A 17,743-nucleotide genomic window follows, 5' to 3' on the forward strand; every position below is an offset into this window, starting at 1 on the left:
CTACAGGGTGCCCAACCAGTTGCGCAACAGCTGTGCGCCGGCTTCGCCTGACTTTTCCGGGTGGAATTGCACTGCCGAGAGTGGACCGTTCTCCACTGCGGCCACAAATGGCGTTCCGTGCGTGCTCCAGGTAACTTGAGGCGGAGTCATTGCAGGTTGCGTAACGTCGAATTCCCACTTCTGTACTGCGTATGAGTGCACGAAGTAGAAACGCTCGTTCTCGACGCCGGCAAAGAGCTTGGTGCTAGCTGGTGGCTGCACGGTATTCCAGCCCATGTGCGGAATGACATCGGATTTGAGCCGTTCGACGGTGCCGGGCCATTCGCCGATACCGGCCGTTTGGACTCCGTGCTCAACGCCTTCCTCGAAGAAGACCTGGTGGCCGACGCAAATTCCCAATACGGGTTGTCCTCCGGCGATGCGGCGGCCGATCCAGCGCAGGGCACCAATATTCGTCAGCTGTTCCATCACGGACGCGTAGGCGCCAACGCCAGGAACAACCAGCCCGTCAGCGCTCATGACCTTTTCGGGATCTGCGGTCAGCTCCACGTGAGCACCCGCGGCTTCCAGCGCCCGGACAGCCGAACGGACGTTGCCCGAACCGTAGTCGAGAACAACTACATTCTTCTTTTCCACTTACAGTGCACCCTTCGTGGATGGAATCTTGTCACCCATGCGTTCGTCGAATTCAACGGCTTCGCGCAGAGCTCGTGCAAAGGACTTGAACTGGGCTTCGACAATATGGTGTGGATCGCGGCCCGAGAGCACCTCGATATGTGCACAAATCTGGGCGTGGAAGGTGATCGCTTCAAAAACGTGGCGGGTCATGGAACCGGTGAAGTGCCCACCGATGAGGTGGTATTCCTGCCCCGCCGGCTCGCCGGAGTGGACGAGGTAAGGGCGTCCGGATACATCCACCACTGAACGCGAAAGCGCTTCATCCAATGGAGCATATGCGGTGCCGAAGCGCCGGATGCCGGCCTTGTTGCCCAGGGCAACGCGCAGCACTTCGCCGATGGTGATGGCGGTGTCCTCCACGGTATGGTGCACGTCGATGTGGGTATCGCCCGTTGCCCGAACGGTCAAGTCAATGAGCGAGTGCTTGGACAGCGCGGTGAGCATGTGGTCGTAGAACGGCACGGACGTGCTGATCTCCGACACACCAGTTCCATCGAGATCCAGTTCTACGAATACGGACGATTCGCTGGTGACGCGTTCCATGCGGGCGCGACGTGCGCCAATCAATTCGGCAGCCATGTCTTCCTTCGCTTGTTCTTGATTACTTTTCCGCGCCGAGCAGCTCGGATAGACGATCCAAGAACGCAGTAGTTTCTGATTCGGTTCCGGCGGTTACTCGCAGAGTGCCCGGGATCCCATTGTCGCGGACGATAATGCCTGCTTCCAACAATCCTTCCCACACCGCGTGGGGGTTCTCCAGCCCGCCGAAAAAGACGAAGTTGGAGTCGGAGACGGAAGGCTTAAGCCCAAGCTCTTTCAAGCGGGCAACAATTCGATCTCGTTGCGTTTTGATGTCTTCCACCTGGGCTAACAACAAATCGATATTCTTCAGCGCCGCTACGGCAGTTGCCTGCGTGACGGCCGAGAGGTGGTATGGCAGCCGCACCAAGCGAATGGCATCGGTGACTTCAGGCGCCGCTGCGAGGTACCCGACGCGGGCACCGGCAAGGCCAAAGGCCTTTGACATGGTGCGCGTGACGATGAGCCGCTGGCGGCCTTCAAGCAAGGTGAGCGCCGATTTGGTGCTGGACAAGGAAAACTCGGCGTAGGCTTCGTCAACAATGACCATGCCATTGTGCTCGCTCATTGCGTCATATACGGCTGTGATCACGTCCAGGCCAAGCGCCGTGCCCGTGGGGTTGTTAGGAGAGCACAGGAAGACAATGTTCGGTTGGTGCTTGAGAACTTGTTCTGCCGCGGATTCTGCGGAGAGAGTGAAATCCTCGGCGCGCGTACCGGCGATATATGTTGTATCGGTCCCGCTAGCTAGGAGGGGGTACATCGAGTATGTTGGTCCGAAACTCATGACGCTTCGTCCTGGCCCGCCAAATGCCTGCAGGATTTGCTGGAGGATTTCGTTCGAGCCGTTTGCCGCCCAGATGTTACCTGCGGTCAGGGAGTGGCCGAGATAGTCAGCCAGCAGTTCACGGAGTTCGGTGAATTCACGATCCGGGTATCTGTTGAGGCTGGTTGCTGCTTTTGCGACCTCTTGCGCAATGGCATCCACGACAGTTGGCGGAAGCGGATGAGTGTTCTCGTTGACATTCAGCTGAATGGGCACGTCGATTTGTGGTGCGCCATATGGGGATAGCCCGCGGAGATTCTCACGCAAGGGCAGCTGACTCAAAAGTTCACTGCGGTCATTCACGCAATAAGTCTACGTGCGTACCGGCTTGGCGGGTGAATCCGCTACGAGTCAAGGTAACAATCCCCTGCCTCGATCGATGCTCTAACCAGCGAGCACAGGGATCGACAGCGAGTCGCCAACGTGGATCTCGCTTCCCTGGAGGGAGTTGAGTTCCGAAATGTGGCTGACAGCAGAAGTGACGTCGTAGCCCTGGGCGTACTCCTTGGCCAAGCTCCACACGGTGTCGCCCGGGATAACGGTGACGTCCACAGTTTCGACGCCCGTTGGGAGTTCAGATGATGCCCTTGCATCTGAAGCGAACATCGAGAAGAAGAACGCTGCAGCTACGGTTAGCGCAAAAACTGGAATGCCCACCAAAACAGCCCAGCCGCGGCGGTTGATCCGGATCTTCAATGGGCTCTGGGTTTGATTTGAGTCAAGTGCGAGGGTTGCCATGACCTTATCTCCTCAAGATTGTGTAGCGATGCGAAGTTATATTCGATATGTAGATTTCGAAGACTTGTTCGAAACTAGTACATCTGTTCTAACAGAGCTTCGTCCGACTTGTCCAGAAGTTTTCGAACAAATCTTTGAAAGAAGCTCGCTTATCCACTAAGATTTCGAAGTAGACGAGCAATGAAAACATCACACCATCTGGCTCCGACAGTTTGGACTGCCGAACTTTCGACAGATAGCTAGGGAAGGCAAAATCTCATGTCAGCTTCACAACGCACTCCCCGATCGAATGCACGCTCGTTGACGATTCGCCAAAAGAAGATCCTGGAAACGATCCAGCGTGCCATCGGCAAGAACGGCTATCCACCATCCATGCGTGAGATTGGCGACTCGGTAGGACTCAAGAGCCTTTCGAGCGTCACCCACCAATTGAGCCAGCTGGAAAAGCTCGGGTACATTCGTCGAGATCCACGCCGTCCGCGCGCCATGGAGATTTTGTTGCCGCTGCAGTTGGCGGACGATGCTGAGAACTCAACGGCGTCGGAGGCCGCAGAGAGCAAGGCTGCCGAAGACGCGATGGTCATCGAGCTCAGCACGTCAGCCGATACGACCATGGTTCCATTGGTCGGCCGGATCGCTGCTGGTGGGCCGATCCTTGCTGATCAGTCTGTCGAAGATGTTTTCTCGTTGCCTCGCCAGCTGGTCGGACACGGCGAATTATTCATGCTCAAAGTCTCTGGCGATTCCATGGTTGATGCCGCTATCTGTGATGGTGACTGGGTAGTCGTCCGCCGTCAGCAGAATGCTGAAAACGGCGATATCGTCGCTGCATTGCTGGACGAAGAAGCCACTGTCAAAACCTTCCGGCAGCGCGATGGGCATACATGGCTGCTGCCCCAGAACTCACGCTACGAACCGATCTTGGGCGACGCGGCCAAGATCATGGGCCGTGTTGTTTCTGTGATGCGTTCGCTCTAATCGCATCTGGCATGAGGGGTGTTGGTGCGCAAGCATCAACACCCCTCAGTCGTTTGCTCCCTGCGATTTCGGTTTCGATTCGCACCGTTGTGCTGCGCTGAAGATCATCCAACGCTGAACTGCCGCTGAGAGCCGTCGTGGTTCTTCGTTGACCAATCGGCTAGCTGTCGACGTCACCAAATCGCGTGCGATGCCCCGAACGTCCAGATCCATGCGCTCATCGTTTGCGCAGAGGGCCAGGTATCGGCAGAGAATCCCGGCAAATAGGTTGCCATCGCCTCCTCCATCAAGCACCAGGGATCCGGCCTCGTCGGCCAGATGCCGGCGTGTGGCATGAACAAGTGCAGCAGCATGCTCCAAATCAGCTGCGGTACCTAATTCCAGCAGCGCGCCGAGCACCGGACCCTGGTTATAGGTATAGAGGTGATCTTCCAGTTTTTGGCCTGTTGAAGTGAGTCTGAGCCCATCAAGATATAAACCGTGCTGGTCGCTGAAGATGTTGGAATGCATCCAGTCAAGCAGCTTCCTGGCTTGTTCGCGATCACCGATGCGTGCGAAAAAGAGTGCGGCAGGAGCGTTGGCAGGGGCATTCTTGAAATCGCGTTTCCTCGACCAGTACAAGCCGCCATCGAGGACTTCGTCGATGCCGCTTTCCAATTGCTTGCGCAAAGTCGTTATTGCTCGTTTTGCACCGAGATGGCTGTGCCCTTCCAGCTTCCGGGAAAAAGCCAGCAACCTCTGGCTCGCCAGCGCCAGCCATGCCATATCGTCAAAGAAGTAGTTCGGGAAGACTCCGAAATTGCGAATGCGGATTCCTGCCAGCAGGTCTTTGGCACGGTGAAGTTCGCGCCGGGCTGCATCACGATCGCCAGCTTCCCAATAGCCCAGCCCGTCGTCAAGGATCGCATCCAGGTAGTGGGCCTGCCACCAGTAGTTCCACTCAGCAAACGGATGAGAAAATCCATTCATATCGCTGAGCATGCTTCCGTCATGCATCCGGTGCTGAAGGCTATAGGGCCGGCCAATCCACGTGCCTGGCAGGCGAAGGAGCCGATGGCCAAAACGCGCATGCGTATCTTCGGCTGCTTCACACGCCAGTTCCCTCATGGATTTCATCTTGCCTTCCGGAATTTGCCTTCCCTGTGGCGCAGACATTAGTGCATTCAACGAGCCCGAGTCACCGGGTCATTGCTTTCGAGCACCGGAAGTTACTTTTCAGCAGGCTTGAGGCGTTCCAGAACTCCAGAAATGACCTTCTTGTCTACTGTGGGCCACATCGGTGGCAGGGTAGCCTTCAGGAAGCTTCCGTAGCGCGCCGTGGCCATGCGCGAGTCCAATATGGCTACAACGCCCCGGTCGTTGACCGATCGGATCAGGCGTCCTGCGCCCTGCGCCAAGCGGATGGCGGCATGCGTAGCCGAAACCTGCATAAAGCCATTGCCACCATGCTTGGCGACGTCTTCGGTCCGGGCCTTCGAAATCGGGTCGTCGGGGCGTGGGAATGGAATCTTGTCGATGATGACCAGACGGCAGGAATCCCCCGGGACGTCAACTCCCTGCCACAGCGTCATCGTGCCAAAGAGGCAAGTGTCGCGTTCGTCTGCGAACTGTTCAACCAGGGATTTCATGCTGGCCTCGCCCTGGCACAAGATGTCCACGTCCAGCCGCTCGCGCAAGATGCTGGCGGCCTCTTCCGCCGAACGCTTCGAAGTGAACAGCGCCAGTGCGCCACCGCCGGATGCCTTGATGAGATCTTCAATCTCGTCCAGGGTCTCAGCTGCAAGTTGACGGCCAGGTTTTGGCAAATGCCTGGCTACGTACAGGATGCCTTGTTTTGGATAATCAAAAGGGCTTCCCACATCGACGCCAGTCCATGTTGGCGCTCCGTTCCCCATCAAGCCCAGCGAACCGGCCACGGCATCAAATTGCGAACCGATAGCCAACGTTGCACTGGTGAGCACGACCGTGCGGCCATCAAATAGGCCTTCGCGCAGTTTTCCTGCCACCGACAGCGGTGCGACATTCAGCGTTGCCGGTTGGGATTCTTCGGCCTCCACGTAGCCTCGGCCTTCTACGAACTCCCGTGGGCGCGTTGTGTAGAGAACTTCGCGGCGCTCTTCAGATTCGAGCATGCGCAGAGAGTCATCCATAACAGCCTGCAGCTGGGAGCGTGCAGTCTGTCGTCCGCCATCGGCGGGCGCGTTCGCCTCTGGCTTGGACAGCGCCAATGCCAGGCGAGCCTGCTCAACAATGTCATTGAGTGCAATGCCCATGTCTTCGCGCAAGCCTTGCTCCAGCAGACCGGTGGGGATCCCCGTCAGGGACTTCTCCAGTCGGTTGGCCGCTTTGACCATTTCATCGACGTTGACGCCGCAGTGGCGCTTGGCGCCACCAGCAGCAGTCATCACCATTCGAGCCGACAGGGCGCCAGACACCGAGCTGGTCACGCGGTCCTGCAGTTCGTGGGCCTCATCGATGATGGCCACGTCGAAATCCGGCAAGACCGACAGGCCTTCAAACGCAGACACCGCCAGCAAGGCATGATTGGTGATCACCACGTCAGATTCGGCCGCGCGGGCGCGTGCCATTTCCGAGAAGCATTCATCGGCCATCGGGCACTTTTGAGAACCCAGGCATTCCATCGCCGAAACCGAAACCTGCTTCCAGGCCTTGTCGCTGACTCCGGGCACCAATTCATCTCGGTCGCCGGTGTCGGTGCGCTCGGCCCAATCGCGAAGTTTCATCACTTCACTGGCAAGCGGTGAATAGGTGGTTCCGGCGGGTACTGCCGGTTCATCCATCGAGAACAGCGTGCCTTCGTCATCGGGGTATCCGCCACCGAGCTTGTATTGGCACAAGTAATTGGAGCGGCCTTTGAGCAGAGCCACATCCATGGGACGGGAGAGCTTGCCCTTGAGTGACTCAAGTAATCTCGGCACGTCGCGACCGACAATTTGCGACTGCAACGCGAGTGTAGCGGTTGAAACAATCACTGGCTTGGCACTAGTTTGCGCATGGGCCAGCGCCGGAATGAGATAGCCCATGGACTTTCCCGTTCCGGTGCCAGCTTGAACCAGCAAATGTTCTTCGTCTTCCAAGGCAGCCACCACGTGCTTGACCATTTCCTGCTGGCCTGTACGCATGGCGCCACCCATGGAAGTTACCGCGGCCTCAAGAAGCTCAAGGGCCTGCTCTTGCTTATCCATGAATGTTGAAAGTCTCCAACTCTGCCGCCAGGGAATCGCGCACCTTGACGATCAATCGCGTGCCGTTGTCCAGGTGTTCGCTTTCCAGGATTTCAGATTCGCTCTGATGCAGCTTTGCGATCAAATCCCCGCGGTTGTACGGGATGAGAACTTCAAGCTGAATGCCTGGACGCGGAATCGACGAGCTGATCTTTTCCAGCAGCTCTTCGATGCCCTCACCGGTGTGAGCCGAAACCACGGAGGTATTGGATTCACGGTTGCGGATTCGTTCAATGACAAATGGATCCGCGACGTCAGCCTTATTCAGGACGATGATTTCCGGGATATTCAACGCGTCAACTTCGCCAAGCACGGTACGAACGGCCTGAATCTGCCCCTCCGGGTCAGGGTGCGAAGCATCCACTACGTGCAGGATTAGATCAGAATCGGCAATTTCTTCCAGAGTTGAGCGGAAGGCTTCCACCAACTGGGTTGGAAGGTTCGACACGAATCCAACGGTATCGGCCAACGTATAGGTCAGCCCGTCTTCAGTCGACGACTGGCGCACGGTTGGATCCAAGGTGGCGAACAGCGCGTTCTCCACCAGGACACCGGCATTGGTCAGACGGTTGAGCAAAGATGACTTTCCGGCGTTGGTGTATCCGGCGATAGCCACTGCGGGCACTTCATTGCGCTTGCGATTGGCGCGCTTGGCCTCACGAGCAGGCTTCATGGCCTTGATCTCGCGACGCAGCTTGGCCATGCGGTCGCGAATGCGGCGACGGTCCATCTCGATCTTGGTTTCACCCGGACCACGCGAGCCAATGCCGCCACCAGCGGCACCTACACGACCACCAGCCTGGCGGGACATCGATTCGCCCCAGCCACGAAGACGTGGCAGCAGGTACTCGAGCTGAGCCAGTTCAACCTGTGCCTTGCCTTCTCGGGACTTCGCATGCTGCGCAAAGATATCAAGGATCAGGCTAGTGCGGTCAATAACCTTGACCTTCACAATGTCCTCGAGTGCGCGGCGCTGGGACGGAGCCAGCTCAGCATCAACCACCACGGTATCCGCGCCGGTAGAGGCAACGATGCCGCGCAGTTCCTCGGCCTTGCCCGACCCCAGGAATGTCGACGGGTCCGGCTTGCTGCGGCGCTGCACCACGCCGTCGAGAACTTCAGAACCTGCGGTCTCAGCCAAGGCGGCCAGTTCGCGCAGGGAGTTTTCGGCGTCGGTGACGGTGCCTTCGCTCCAAATACCAGCCAGCACAACGCGCTCCAGGCGCAGCTGGCGGTACTCGACCTCGGTAACGTCTTCGAGTTCGGTGGACAGGCCCGCGACGCGACGCAAGGCGCGACGCTCCGCGAGGTCATCCTGGTCCCCGTCGTATTGGGTAAAGCCGGTCGAGAAGCGGTTGAGCGCAGTGGCCTGCCCGGAGAAGATTGAGGTATCTTCTTCTCCGAAGTGCTGGACCTGTGGGCTTTGGGCTTCATCGGCTTCGAGGATACGGTCGATAGCGGCCTGGATCTGGGCATCATCCATTGATGCCGAATCGTGCTCGTGTGACTCGGAGTTAGTCATGGTCTCCTTAGAAGTACTTCGCATTCCAGAATAGTGCGGTTGACCCCCAGTTCGCGACGTGACGCGTTGGGGTTCTGTCGGTTCATCAAACATTCGTGGTCCTTTTGACAGCGCTCAAAAAATATAGGCAAGCAGGTGAATGCGGGGTTACCGAGGTGCGAAGGCGAATGGCAAGGCGTGTGATGCACAACTTGCGGAAAACAAAAAAGACTTCGCCGTCTGCCAATCCTTCAATGCCGGCACGCCAAATAGGCGCGTCGCCGGGGAGGATCGCGAGGTAACCGCTGCGGTTACGTATTAGACGAAAACGAAAGTCATAGGGAAAACTCTATCAGTCAATGCTCGAGCTGCCTATATCGCTTTGCTCACGTTGAATGCGCTGGTCTTTGGCCTCGGGAAGCACAACGATAAACTTTGCCTATGACCTCGGATCACTACTTCACCGCCAGCCCCGCCTCGGCCGATGAACGACGCACCATTGAAGTCGAACTCAACGGCACAGTGCGCAAGGTTCAGACAGCCGCAGGAATCTTCTCGCCTTCAGGCTTGGATAAAGGCACCGCGGTGTTGTTGCAGCATGTCCCCGCCCCACGCGGGCGCGTGCTTGACATCGGATGCGGCTGGGGACCGATTGCCCTGACCGCTGCCGAGAGGTCCCCCGAATCCACCGTTCACGGCGTGGATGTCAATGAACGCTCGATCGAATTGACCCGGCTGAATGCCCAGCACCTGGGGTTGGGCAACGTGGTAGTCGGAACCCCAGATTCCGTTGAACCCGGTCTCCAGTTCGATACCATCTGGTCCAATCCGCCCATCCGCATCGGCAAGGAAGCGCTGCACGAACTTCTGATGCTGTGGCTGCCGCGCCTGGCAGCAGGCGGGGAAGCCTGGCTGGTAGTGCAGAAGAATCTGGGGAGCGATTCCTTGCAGAAATGGCTGGCCGAGCAGCTGCCCCAGGACTGGTCGATCACTCGCGAGGCCACGGCCAAGGCCTTCCGCGTCCTGAAGGTTTCGCGACCGGCCTAGAACCTCATTCCAGCAATTGCAGGCATCTGTCCATAGGACGAGATGCCTGCAATTTTTGCTTCACCGGCTACTTCGCGCCGATCACTCCGCGGGCAACTAGTTCTGCAGGGCCGGAAAGGATCGTGTCTTCGCCGCCGGCATCGTTGGCACGGAATTCAACGCCTACGACCCCGCCTGGCACCGACACTGCCCACTGGTTGATCAGCGCGGTGCCTCGGGCCCAGTATCGAACCGCGGCGGCGGCAGCGCATGCGCCGGTGCCACAGGAAAGGGTCTCCCCTACTCCGCGTTCATGAACGCGCATCGTCACCTGGGCAACTCCGTCCTCTTCGATCAGCGGCTCGTTGGGAACCACGAATTCGACGTTGGTGCCGTTTTCAGGCTTTGGTGCGACTTCTGGTTCTGCGAACAGCTCAAGGCTGTCGAGCATGTCGATATCGGGAAGGGCCACCACTGTGTGCGGGTTGCCCATGGTGATGCTCAAAGCTGGCAGCGCCTGTTCCCAACCGCGTGGCTTGACCATGGAATCTATGGAGTCGGCCTCCGCCTGGTCCTCGAAGATCAGTCCCCACGGGCCCAGATTCACTGCATAGCCTTCAACAAGCCGGGTGATCATCTTGATGCCGGCGCGGCTGCCGATGTGGATGCTCTGGCCTACGGGAAGATCCACCAGGCCTTCAGCAATCAGGAAGTGGGCGAAGGCGCGCACCCCGTTGCCGCACATTTCGGCGATGGAGCCATCGCCATTCCGGTAGTCCATGAACCAGTAGGCCCCTGGATTCTGGGCGACCTGCTGTTCGTACCCGGGCACCTTGGATGTGGGAACCGCGCGAATCAAGCCGTCGCCGCCGATGCCGAAGCGCCGATGGCACAGTGCCGCCACCTGTTCGGCGGTCAGATCCACGTCAGCTTCTGGATCCGCAATCAAGACGAAGTCGTTTCCTGTGGCATGGCCCTTGGCGAAAGGCTGCCCCGCCAGTTGGCCTAGTTCGGTGCTGTACATCGATACTCCTAGCGTGTTGGTTCCTCGGTTGGCTTGCCGATGAGGGCCAGTGCTTTGCCAATGAGGTCCGGTTCGGTGGGGTCCAGCCACTTGACCCGCGGGTCAGCGTTGAACCATGTGATTTGGCGTCGGGCAAATTTTCTGGTGGCAACCACCGTCTGGGTTATGGCCTCGGCCCGGGTGATTTTTCCGTCAAGATAATCCGTGTATTGCTGGTACCCGATCGCGCGAGAAGCTGTTTTGCCTTCGCGCAGTCCCAGTTCCAGCAAACCGGCAACTTCTTCAGCCAATCCCATCGCATCCATGGTGTGCACACGTGCTTCCAATGCTTCATGCAACGCTGAACGATCGTAATTTAGTCCGATCTGAAGAGCCGGAGCAGTGTACTCGCGCTGCGGCATGTAGGAGCTGAACGGGCGTGCGGAGATTTCATGGACTTCCAGGGCACGGATAGCCCGTCGCAGATCAAGGTTGCGCTCGGCGGATACGGGGTCCACTTCAGCTAGCCGGCGGCGAAGATCCCCGTCACCCTTTTCCTGGACCTCTGCTTCCAGCTTCTTTCTGATGCCTGGATCGGTGGGCGGAAAATCAATGACATCCAGTGCCGCCCTGACATAAAGTCCTGATCCGCCGACCATGATCGGCACCTTGCCACGCGCGCGGATCTGCGCGAACTGCTCGCGTGCTTCTTCTTGGAACGTGGCAACCGATGCTTCTTCGGCGATCGACAGCGTGTCCATCAGATGGTGTTCAATGCCCCCGCGTTCAGACACCGGCAACTTTGCGGTCCCAATATCCATGCCCCTGTAGAACTGCAGGGCATCAGAATTAACGATTTCCCCGCCCAGTTGTTGGGCCAGCGCAATCGCCAAGTCCGATTTGCCGGTACCGGTAGGACCGACGATAGCGATGACCGGCAGATGAGTATCCGTCATCGGGCTAGCTGCGCACTTTGAGTGTTGGCATGCCCAAATTTTTGCGGCCTGCCGCAGTAGTTTCACCCGGAGCGGGAACGCCACAGCTTTCTGCCTGCGCGCGATCCCAGGCGTCTCCGGCGCGGGAACGGCGCAATGAGTACTGGCCGGAATCAGGGTCCGAAATGAGGTGGAATGCTGCCACTTCGGTAATGGGCAGGGTCACCAGATCGCCTGGACGCGGAGTTTGCGCTCCCTCGGGCACGGAGAAGTGCACCAGCCGCTGGTCCTGCGCACGGCCAGCAAGCCGATGCGTTTCCTCGGCCTTGCGCCCCGACTGCTCGGTCACCATGACTTCCACGGTTCGTCCCAGCTGCTTGGCGTTTTCTTCCTTGGCGATACGGTCCTGCAGCGCGGTCAGGCGCTCGTAGCGTTCCTGGACCACTGCTTTGGGCAGCTGGCCTTCCAGGGTTGCCGCGGGCGTGCCAGGCCGCTTGGAGTATTGGAAGGTGAAGGCCGAGGAGAAACGCGAAGCCTCGACAACATCCAAGGTTGCCTGGAAGTCCTCTTCGGATTCACCGGGGAAGCCGACAATGATGTCCGTTGTGATCGCGGCGTGCGGGATTCGCTCGCGCACCTTGTCCAAAATTCCGAGGAACTTCTTGGAACGGTAGGATCGGCGCATTTCCTTGAGCACCTTGTCGGATCCGGACTGCAATGGCATATGCAGCTGCGGCATCACATTAGGCATTTCGGCCATTGCGTCGATGACATCGTCGGTGAAGGCTGCAGGGTGCGGGCTGGTGAATCGTACACGTTCGAGCCCTTCGATTTCGCCGCAAGCGCGCAGGAGCTTGCCGAAGGCCAGGCGGTCCCCGAACTCAACGCCGTAGGAGTTGACGTTCTGGCCCAGCAGGGTCACTTCGATGGCTCCGTCGTCAACGAGCGCTTGGATCTCGGCCAGGATTTCGCCGGGACGGCGGTCGCGTTCCTTGCCGCGCAGCGACGGAACGATGCAGAAGGTGCACGTATTGTTGCAGCCCACGGAGATCGATACCCAGCCGGCGTACACGGACTCGCGCCGCGTTGGCAAAGTCGAAGGGAAGACGTCAAGAGATTCGAGGATCTCAAGCTCTGCCTTCTTGTTGTGTTCTGAACGAGCCAGCAATGCAGGCAAAGACCCGATGTTGTGGGTTCCGAAGACCACGTCGACCCAGGGAGCCTTTTTCAGGATGGTGTCGCGATCCTTTTGGGCCAGGCAACCGCCAACTGCAATTTGCATGCCTGGGCGCTCTGCCTTGATGCCCTTGAGGATGCCGAGGTTCCCGTAGAGCTTGTTGTCCGCGTTTTCTCGCACTGCGCACGTATTGAAGACGACGACATCAGCAACGCCGTCCTTGAGCTCCTCGGGCTTTCGGCTCAATCCTGCGTCTTCCAAAAGGCCAGAAAGCCTCTCGGAATCGTGGACGTTCATTTGGCAACCGAAGGTGCGTACTTCATAGGTACGCGGCAATTCTTCGGTTTCCGGGATGCTCACGGTTTGTTGCTCAGTCACCCTTCAAGATTACCGAAATTTCCATCGAGCTGAAATGTAGGCGACCCTAGGGCGAACGGCCCACGAATCGGAGATGGGTACTCGTGAATCATCTGGAGCGCAGCGCAGCGGTTTCCGATACGACCGAGTTGTTCCAACTGTTGACGATTTCAAGGAATGCGAGCAGAACCGCGGGTCGCGACGCTGGCGAACCACCAGCCAAGACTCCAGCTCGGCGCGCCTTGCCGCTGTCGCGCTCCATGAAGGTTTTCCATTGGTGGATGGCCTCGCTCACCGCGCTGTTCCTTTTTGCCGTTCCGATGGCGATTGGCGTAATCCCGCCAATGGATTACAGCACTGACGACCTGCTTTTGATATTGGGGCAGGTTCAATATTGGTTGCCATCGCGGTCATCATTTTGCCGGTTTGCCAAAGCTTGGATGACTGGCTATTTCGCTTGGGCAAGAGACCATTCATGCGAAAGAAAAATCGCTAGCCTCAGGACCTGAACCGTTCGTCCCATTCTTCGCGGGCTACCTTGAATGCCATCGAACCGTTGTAGCCTTTGCGTCCAAGCATTCCAACTAATCGGCGCAACGCCTTGTCGCGATCTGCTCCCATTGATTCTGGCCGGAGTTTTGCGCGGACGAGTTCGCGGGCGCGCTGTTCTTCTGCTTCATCATCAATCTGTTCCAACGCTTCGGCGGCGAGTTCATCATCAACGCCTTTTGAGCGAAGCTCATGCTTAATCGCGCCGCGGGCCAGTCCCCTGGAGCGGGCACGAGTCACCACCCATGACTTCGCAAAACGCTGGTCATCGACGAGATTGATCTCGGCGTATCGCTCAATGACTTCGTCCGCGATTTCTTCCGGGCATTCCTTGTCCAGCAGCTTGTCTTTGAGCTGCTTTGCGGTCTTGTCGCTGGCAGTTAGCTGGCGAAGCAGGATGTTTCGCGCTTTCTCACGCCACTGTTCATCGGTGAGCTCTTCCGCTTCCCCCGCTTCGCGGGCCACCTTGCGGGCTTCCCGCGCTTCGCGGCGTTCCTTCTTCGACGGCTTCGGGGGTGCTGGTGCGGCGACGATGCGTTCCATCGCTGCACGCAGTTCATCGACGCTTTCGGGCTTCTTGTCCTCCTGCCAAGCTGGCACAATGATGCGGCGATGGCCATGCTCGGGAAGTTTCGACGTGGAGTCCGCTGCGCCCGCCGGTTCCGAGGCCGGCGCTTTCGCTGCCTGGGGGTCGGGCTTCGCCCAATCCGGCATGTCGTCGAGGCTTCCCTGAAACTCTTGCGAAACGGACGTAGCGTCCGCCCCGGATTTGTGTCCGGGGCGGACGCTACGTCGTTGGAAGTTTGAGGACACTACTTGTCGCCCTCGACGACTCGCAGTTCTGTCTCGTCTTCTTCAACCTCGTCCTTTGGCAGGACGCCGAGCTTCTGCAAGATCTGCCGCTCGAGTTCATCGGACAGGTCTGGATTATCGCGCAAGAATCGACGGGCGTTTTCCTTGCCCTGGCCCAGCTGGTCGCCATCATAGGTGAACCAGGCGCCGGACTTCTTGACCAGGTTGTGCTCGACACCCATGTCGATCAGCGAACCTTCACGAGAGATTCCGTGACCGTAGAGGATATCGAATTCAGCCTGCTTGAAGGGAGGAGCCATCTTGTTCTTGACGACCTTGCAGCGGGTGCGGTTACCCACCGGGTTGGTGCCCTCTTTCAAGGTCTCAATGCGGCGGATATCGATACGGACCGAAGCGTAGAACTTCAGCGCCTTACCACCGGTGGTGGTTTCAGGGCTGCCGAAGAAGACACCGATCTTCTCACGCAGCTGGTTGATGAAGATGGCCGTGGTCTTGGATGCCGAGAGGCGACCGGTGATCTTACGCAGAGCCTGCGACATCAATCGAGCCTGAAGGCCAACGTGGCTATCGCCCATTTCGCCTTCGATTTCGGCGCGTGGCACCAGTGCAGCCACGGAGTCGATAACGATGATATCCAAGGCACCGGAACCCACGAGCATATCCATGATTTCCAGCGCCTGCTCGCCGGTGTCCGGCTGCGAGACCAGAAGCGCATCGGTATCTACACCAAGCTTCTTGGCGTATTCCGGATCAAGGGCGTGCTCGGCGTCAATGAAGGCGGCGACGCCGCCAGCCTTCTGCGCGCTGGCAACAGCATGGAGCGCCACCGTCGTCTTACCGGAAGATTCCGGGCCGTAGATCTCCACGACGCGACCGCGTGGCAGGCCGCCAATTCCCAGGGCGACGTCCAATGCGACCGAACCCGTTGGGATAACTTCAATAGGGGCACGGGTTTCATCGCCCAGGCGCATGACCGAGCCCTTGCCATAGGCCTTGTCAATTTGGCCGAGGACAGCCTCTAGTGCCTTTTCTCGATCATTATTTGCTGCCATGGTTCACCTTTGCTCATGCAAGCCGGAAGCGACCTGCTCATGATTTATGTCCTGTTGTAGACAGTATGCTCATCCACCGACACTTTGGACTCTGATAGCCCGCCAGTGTGGACAATCTCAGTGCTTTAGTTTTTGGTGCAGTTTCCTGCGCTGCTTCTAGGATAAGCATATCCGAACAGATGTTCGAAATCCAACACGGCGTTTTCGAAGTATCGAAAACACCATTTTCGAATTCGGCGGTCAGGAATCCTTGGGTTCGATATCCACGCCGAGCCAACGTTCAACCGGAACGTCCTGGGCTCGGCACAGCGCCTCCCAGATTTGCTTGGGCTTGACGCCCTTGTTCAATGCTTCGGCAGGGGTGAGGCTGTCAAGTTCGGTCAAAGCCATGGAGTCGGCCAGGACGTGGGAGTACCGCGGCCCGAACTCGGCTTCCATATTGCGCCAGAAATCGCTGATTTTCACCTGATTATTCTCCCATGACATAGGCAAGGAGCCCACGCGATGAGCGTGGGCTCCTTATTCGGCCCCGGCAAACTCGATTACTGAGCCGCGGAAACCATAAGATTTTTTGACTTAGACGGAAGCCAGCGGCTTTCCGGCGCTCTTCTCAGCGAACTCGTTGGCCATATCCGTTGGCACGGTATCAGGGATGGCGATACCTTCAGCCAGCGCTACTCGTTCGGAGACTTCACGCAACATGAGGGACAGTGGAATTTCCAGCGCCACGCAGATCGAGGAAAGCAGCTCCGAGGAGGCTTCCTTCTGACCGCGTTCAACTTCGGAAAGATAACCGAGGGAAACTCGGGCGCTATGTGAAACCTCGCGAAGGGTGCGTCCCTGGCGCTGGCGGACGTCACGCAGAACATCGCCGATTTCATGACGGAGTACTACCATTTTGTGCTCCTCCTTCTCGGGCTGGACCGTATGGGCTTCTCCCATATCGCGCCAACGGACGACACCATTGACAGTAACGGGTTGCTTGACCATAAATTTAGCCTTTGCTCCTAGGTCCATCTCGAAGATCTGTTTAATACGGGGGCCAACCTTGCGGCCCTGTAATTCGTACAACGACGGGTCATACGATTTTGTTCCCCGATCCTCAGCCTAATCTGAAAAATGCGACACTCGCCACATGAAGCAGGATTTTTGCGTAATATCTCGGGAGAACCAGTCTTGCGCGTCTTACTGTGAAGAAGCTTTATCCAGGATGGCAGCCAACTGTTGAAGTGCCGCATGGGTGCTTTGTTCACGGATCTGGGCGCGATCGCCCACAAAGTGGTGCACCGTAGACCCCGACTCGGCACCGCGGGCCCAGCCAATGTACACCGTGCCGACCGGCTTGCCATCGTGGGCCTCCGGTCCCGCCACTCCCGTTGCCGACACGGCCAGGTCCGCACCGCAGGCTTGCAGCGCGCCCACCGCCATCTGCCGAGCCACCTCGGGGTCAACCGAGCCCCGGGCATCGAGCAATTGCGCATCCACCTTGAGCAGCTCTCGTTTCACATCAGAGGAATAGCTCACGACTCCCCCGCGCAATACGGCCGAGGCCCCGGGCACTTCAGCCAAGCGCGCGGCGATCATGCCGGCGGTGAGGGATTCTGCCGTGGCCAGCTGGACGCCTTGTCCGATGGCCGCGGCGATGACGGCGGGAGCCTGGGGCTTCATCATGCGCCGCGCCCTACTTCTGCTTCTTGGCGCTTGCGACCAGCTGGCCGGCCTTGATGAGGTATTCAACGCCCGTCACCACGGTCACGGCCACGGTCAGCAGCATCAGGTACCAGGCAACAGCGTGCAGCCATTCGATGGTGTGGGTGTATGGAAGCAGGTACAGGCCAATGACCACCGACTGCAGGACGGTCTTGATTTTGCCGCCCATGTTCGCGGCGATCACGCCATAGCGGATCACCACCACGCGCAGCAGCGTAATGCCCCATTCGCGAACCAGGATCACGATGGTCACCCACCACGGAAGCTCCGCCAAGATGGAGAAGCATACAAGGGCCGATCCGGTGAGCAGCTTGTCCGCAATCGGGTCGACGATCTTGCCGAAGTTGGTGATCAGCCCGCGGCTGCGGGCCAGGTCCCCGTCGAGCTTGTCGGTGTACATGGCCAGGACAAACAGCACCAGGGCAACCCAGCGCCACAGCCCCTGCTGCGAGCCATCGGCCAGCAGCGCCCAGACGAAGAAGGGCACCATGATGATGCGGATGCACGTGAGCACATTGGCGATGTTCAGTGTCGGAACCGGTGGCTGGGCGCCGTGGCCAGCTTGCTCGCTCATGG

The 17,743-nt window shown here is 58.4% G+C and carries 19 protein-coding genes; 2 read left to right on the forward strand and 17 right to left on the reverse strand.

Going from position 1 to position 17,743, the window contains the following annotated elements:
• The 4 genes from hisH to H6F58_RS03835 form a co-directional block, all read right to left on the reverse strand.
• Nucleotides 1–636, reverse strand: coding sequence for an imidazole glycerol phosphate synthase subunit HisH (gene hisH, locus H6F58_RS03820; protein WP_060701145.1), 636 nt, complete (start codon nt 634–636; stop codon nt 1–3).
• Nucleotides 637–1,257 (reverse strand): imidazoleglycerol-phosphate dehydratase HisB, encoded by a 621-nt coding sequence (hisB, locus tag H6F58_RS03825; protein WP_146278073.1) that lies wholly within the window; start codon nt 1,255–1,257, stop codon nt 637–639.
• Between the two features lie 22 nt (nt 1,258–1,279).
• Nucleotides 1,280–2,386 carry a histidinol-phosphate transaminase gene (locus H6F58_RS03830; protein WP_146278072.1) on the reverse strand — a complete coding sequence of 369 codons (1,107 nt, stop codon included), beginning with the start codon at nt 2,384–2,386 and terminating at the stop codon, nt 1,280–1,282.
• 81 nt (nt 2,387–2,467) lie between these two features.
• Nucleotides 2,468–2,821, reverse strand: coding sequence for a LysM peptidoglycan-binding domain-containing protein (locus H6F58_RS03835; RefSeq protein ID WP_060701142.1), 354 nt, complete (start codon nt 2,819–2,821; stop codon nt 2,468–2,470).
• A gap of 258 nt (nt 2,822–3,079) precedes the next feature.
• On the opposite strand from H6F58_RS03835, the gene lexA reads away from it, so the two are divergent.
• Nucleotides 3,080–3,799: a transcriptional repressor LexA gene (lexA, locus tag H6F58_RS03840; protein ID WP_060701141.1), complete on the forward strand. Its 720-nt coding sequence runs from the start codon at nt 3,080–3,082 to the stop codon at nt 3,797–3,799.
• Between the two features lie 45 nt (nt 3,800–3,844).
• Here lexA and H6F58_RS03845 read toward each other — a convergent pair whose 3' ends face one another.
• The 3 genes from H6F58_RS03845 to hflX all read right to left on the reverse strand — a co-directional run bounded on the left by H6F58_RS03845 (nt 3,845) and on the right by hflX (nt 8,566).
• A complete protein-coding gene (locus H6F58_RS03845; RefSeq protein WP_195181137.1) occupies nt 3,845–4,768 on the reverse strand; it encodes a glycoside hydrolase family 76 protein in 924 nt (307 codons plus the stop codon).
• A 239-nt stretch (nt 4,769–5,007) separates the two neighbouring features.
• Complete coding sequence (locus H6F58_RS03850) at nt 5,008–7,005, reverse strand: ATP-dependent DNA helicase (RefSeq protein ID WP_060701139.1); 1,998 nt, start codon at nt 7,003–7,005, stop codon at nt 5,008–5,010.
• A complete protein-coding gene (gene hflX, locus H6F58_RS03855; RefSeq protein ID WP_146278068.1) occupies nt 6,998–8,566 on the reverse strand; it encodes a GTPase HflX in 1,569 nt (522 codons plus the stop codon). The genes H6F58_RS03850 and hflX overlap by 8 nt, the downstream gene beginning before the upstream one ends.
• 420 nt (nt 8,567–8,986) lie before the next feature.
• Between hflX and H6F58_RS03860 the strand changes: the two genes are divergently transcribed.
• Nucleotides 8,987–9,592, forward strand: coding sequence for a methyltransferase (locus H6F58_RS03860; RefSeq protein WP_060701137.1), 606 nt, complete (start codon nt 8,987–8,989; stop codon nt 9,590–9,592).
• A gap of 67 nt (nt 9,593–9,659) precedes the next feature.
• Here the strand turns inward: H6F58_RS03860 and dapF are convergent, their stop codons facing one another.
• The 10 genes from dapF to pgsA all read right to left on the reverse strand — a co-directional run bounded on the left by dapF (nt 9,660) and on the right by pgsA (nt 17,741).
• Nucleotides 9,660–10,595, reverse strand: a complete 936-nt coding sequence (gene dapF, locus H6F58_RS03865; protein WP_195181138.1) for a diaminopimelate epimerase — start codon at nt 10,593–10,595, stop codon at nt 9,660–9,662.
• 8 nt (nt 10,596–10,603) lie between these two features.
• Nucleotides 10,604–11,530: a tRNA (adenosine(37)-N6)-dimethylallyltransferase MiaA gene (gene miaA / locus H6F58_RS03870; protein WP_195181139.1), complete on the reverse strand. Its 927-nt coding sequence runs from the start codon at nt 11,528–11,530 to the stop codon at nt 10,604–10,606.
• Nucleotides 11,531–11,534: 4 nt separating this feature from the next.
• Entirely contained in the window at nt 11,535–13,064 is a 1,530-nt protein-coding gene (gene miaB / locus H6F58_RS03875; protein ID WP_195181140.1) for a tRNA (N6-isopentenyl adenosine(37)-C2)-methylthiotransferase MiaB, read from the reverse strand.
• 88 nt (nt 13,065–13,152) lie between these two features.
• Nucleotides 13,153–13,338, reverse strand: coding sequence for a hypothetical protein (locus H6F58_RS17925; protein ID WP_206693453.1), 186 nt, complete (start codon nt 13,336–13,338; stop codon nt 13,153–13,155).
• Nucleotides 13,339–13,541: 203 nt separating this feature from the next.
• Nucleotides 13,542–14,306, reverse strand: coding sequence for a regulatory protein RecX (locus H6F58_RS03885; protein ID WP_195181142.1), 765 nt, complete (start codon nt 14,304–14,306; stop codon nt 13,542–13,544).
• Nucleotides 14,307–14,404: 98 nt separating this feature from the next.
• Nucleotides 14,405–15,457 carry a recombinase RecA gene (gene recA / locus H6F58_RS03890; RefSeq protein ID WP_022875856.1) on the reverse strand — a complete coding sequence of 351 codons (1,053 nt, stop codon included), beginning with the start codon at nt 15,455–15,457 and terminating at the stop codon, nt 14,405–14,407.
• A 240-nt stretch (nt 15,458–15,697) separates the two neighbouring features.
• Complete coding sequence (locus tag H6F58_RS03895; protein WP_060703328.1) at nt 15,698–15,922, reverse strand: DUF3046 domain-containing protein; 225 nt, start codon at nt 15,920–15,922, stop codon at nt 15,698–15,700.
• Between the two features lie 111 nt (nt 15,923–16,033).
• Nucleotides 16,034–16,447, reverse strand: coding sequence for a helix-turn-helix transcriptional regulator (locus tag H6F58_RS03900; RefSeq protein WP_060701133.1), 414 nt, complete (start codon nt 16,445–16,447; stop codon nt 16,034–16,036).
• Nucleotides 16,448–16,642: 195 nt separating this feature from the next.
• A complete protein-coding gene (locus H6F58_RS03905) occupies nt 16,643–17,128 on the reverse strand; it encodes a CinA family protein (RefSeq protein WP_309245032.1) in 486 nt (161 codons plus the stop codon).
• 10 nt (nt 17,129–17,138) lie between these two features.
• On the reverse strand, nt 17,139–17,741 hold the full coding sequence (gene pgsA, locus H6F58_RS03910) for a CDP-diacylglycerol--glycerol-3-phosphate 3-phosphatidyltransferase (protein ID WP_195181143.1): 603 nt from the start codon (nt 17,739–17,741) through the stop codon (nt 17,139–17,141).
• Nucleotides 17,742–17,743 lie beyond the last annotated feature (2 nt).

This window comes from Glutamicibacter sp. FBE19 (assembly GCF_015524875.1).
Classification (GTDB): Bacteria; Actinomycetota; Actinomycetes; order Actinomycetales; family Micrococcaceae; genus Glutamicibacter; species Glutamicibacter halophytocola.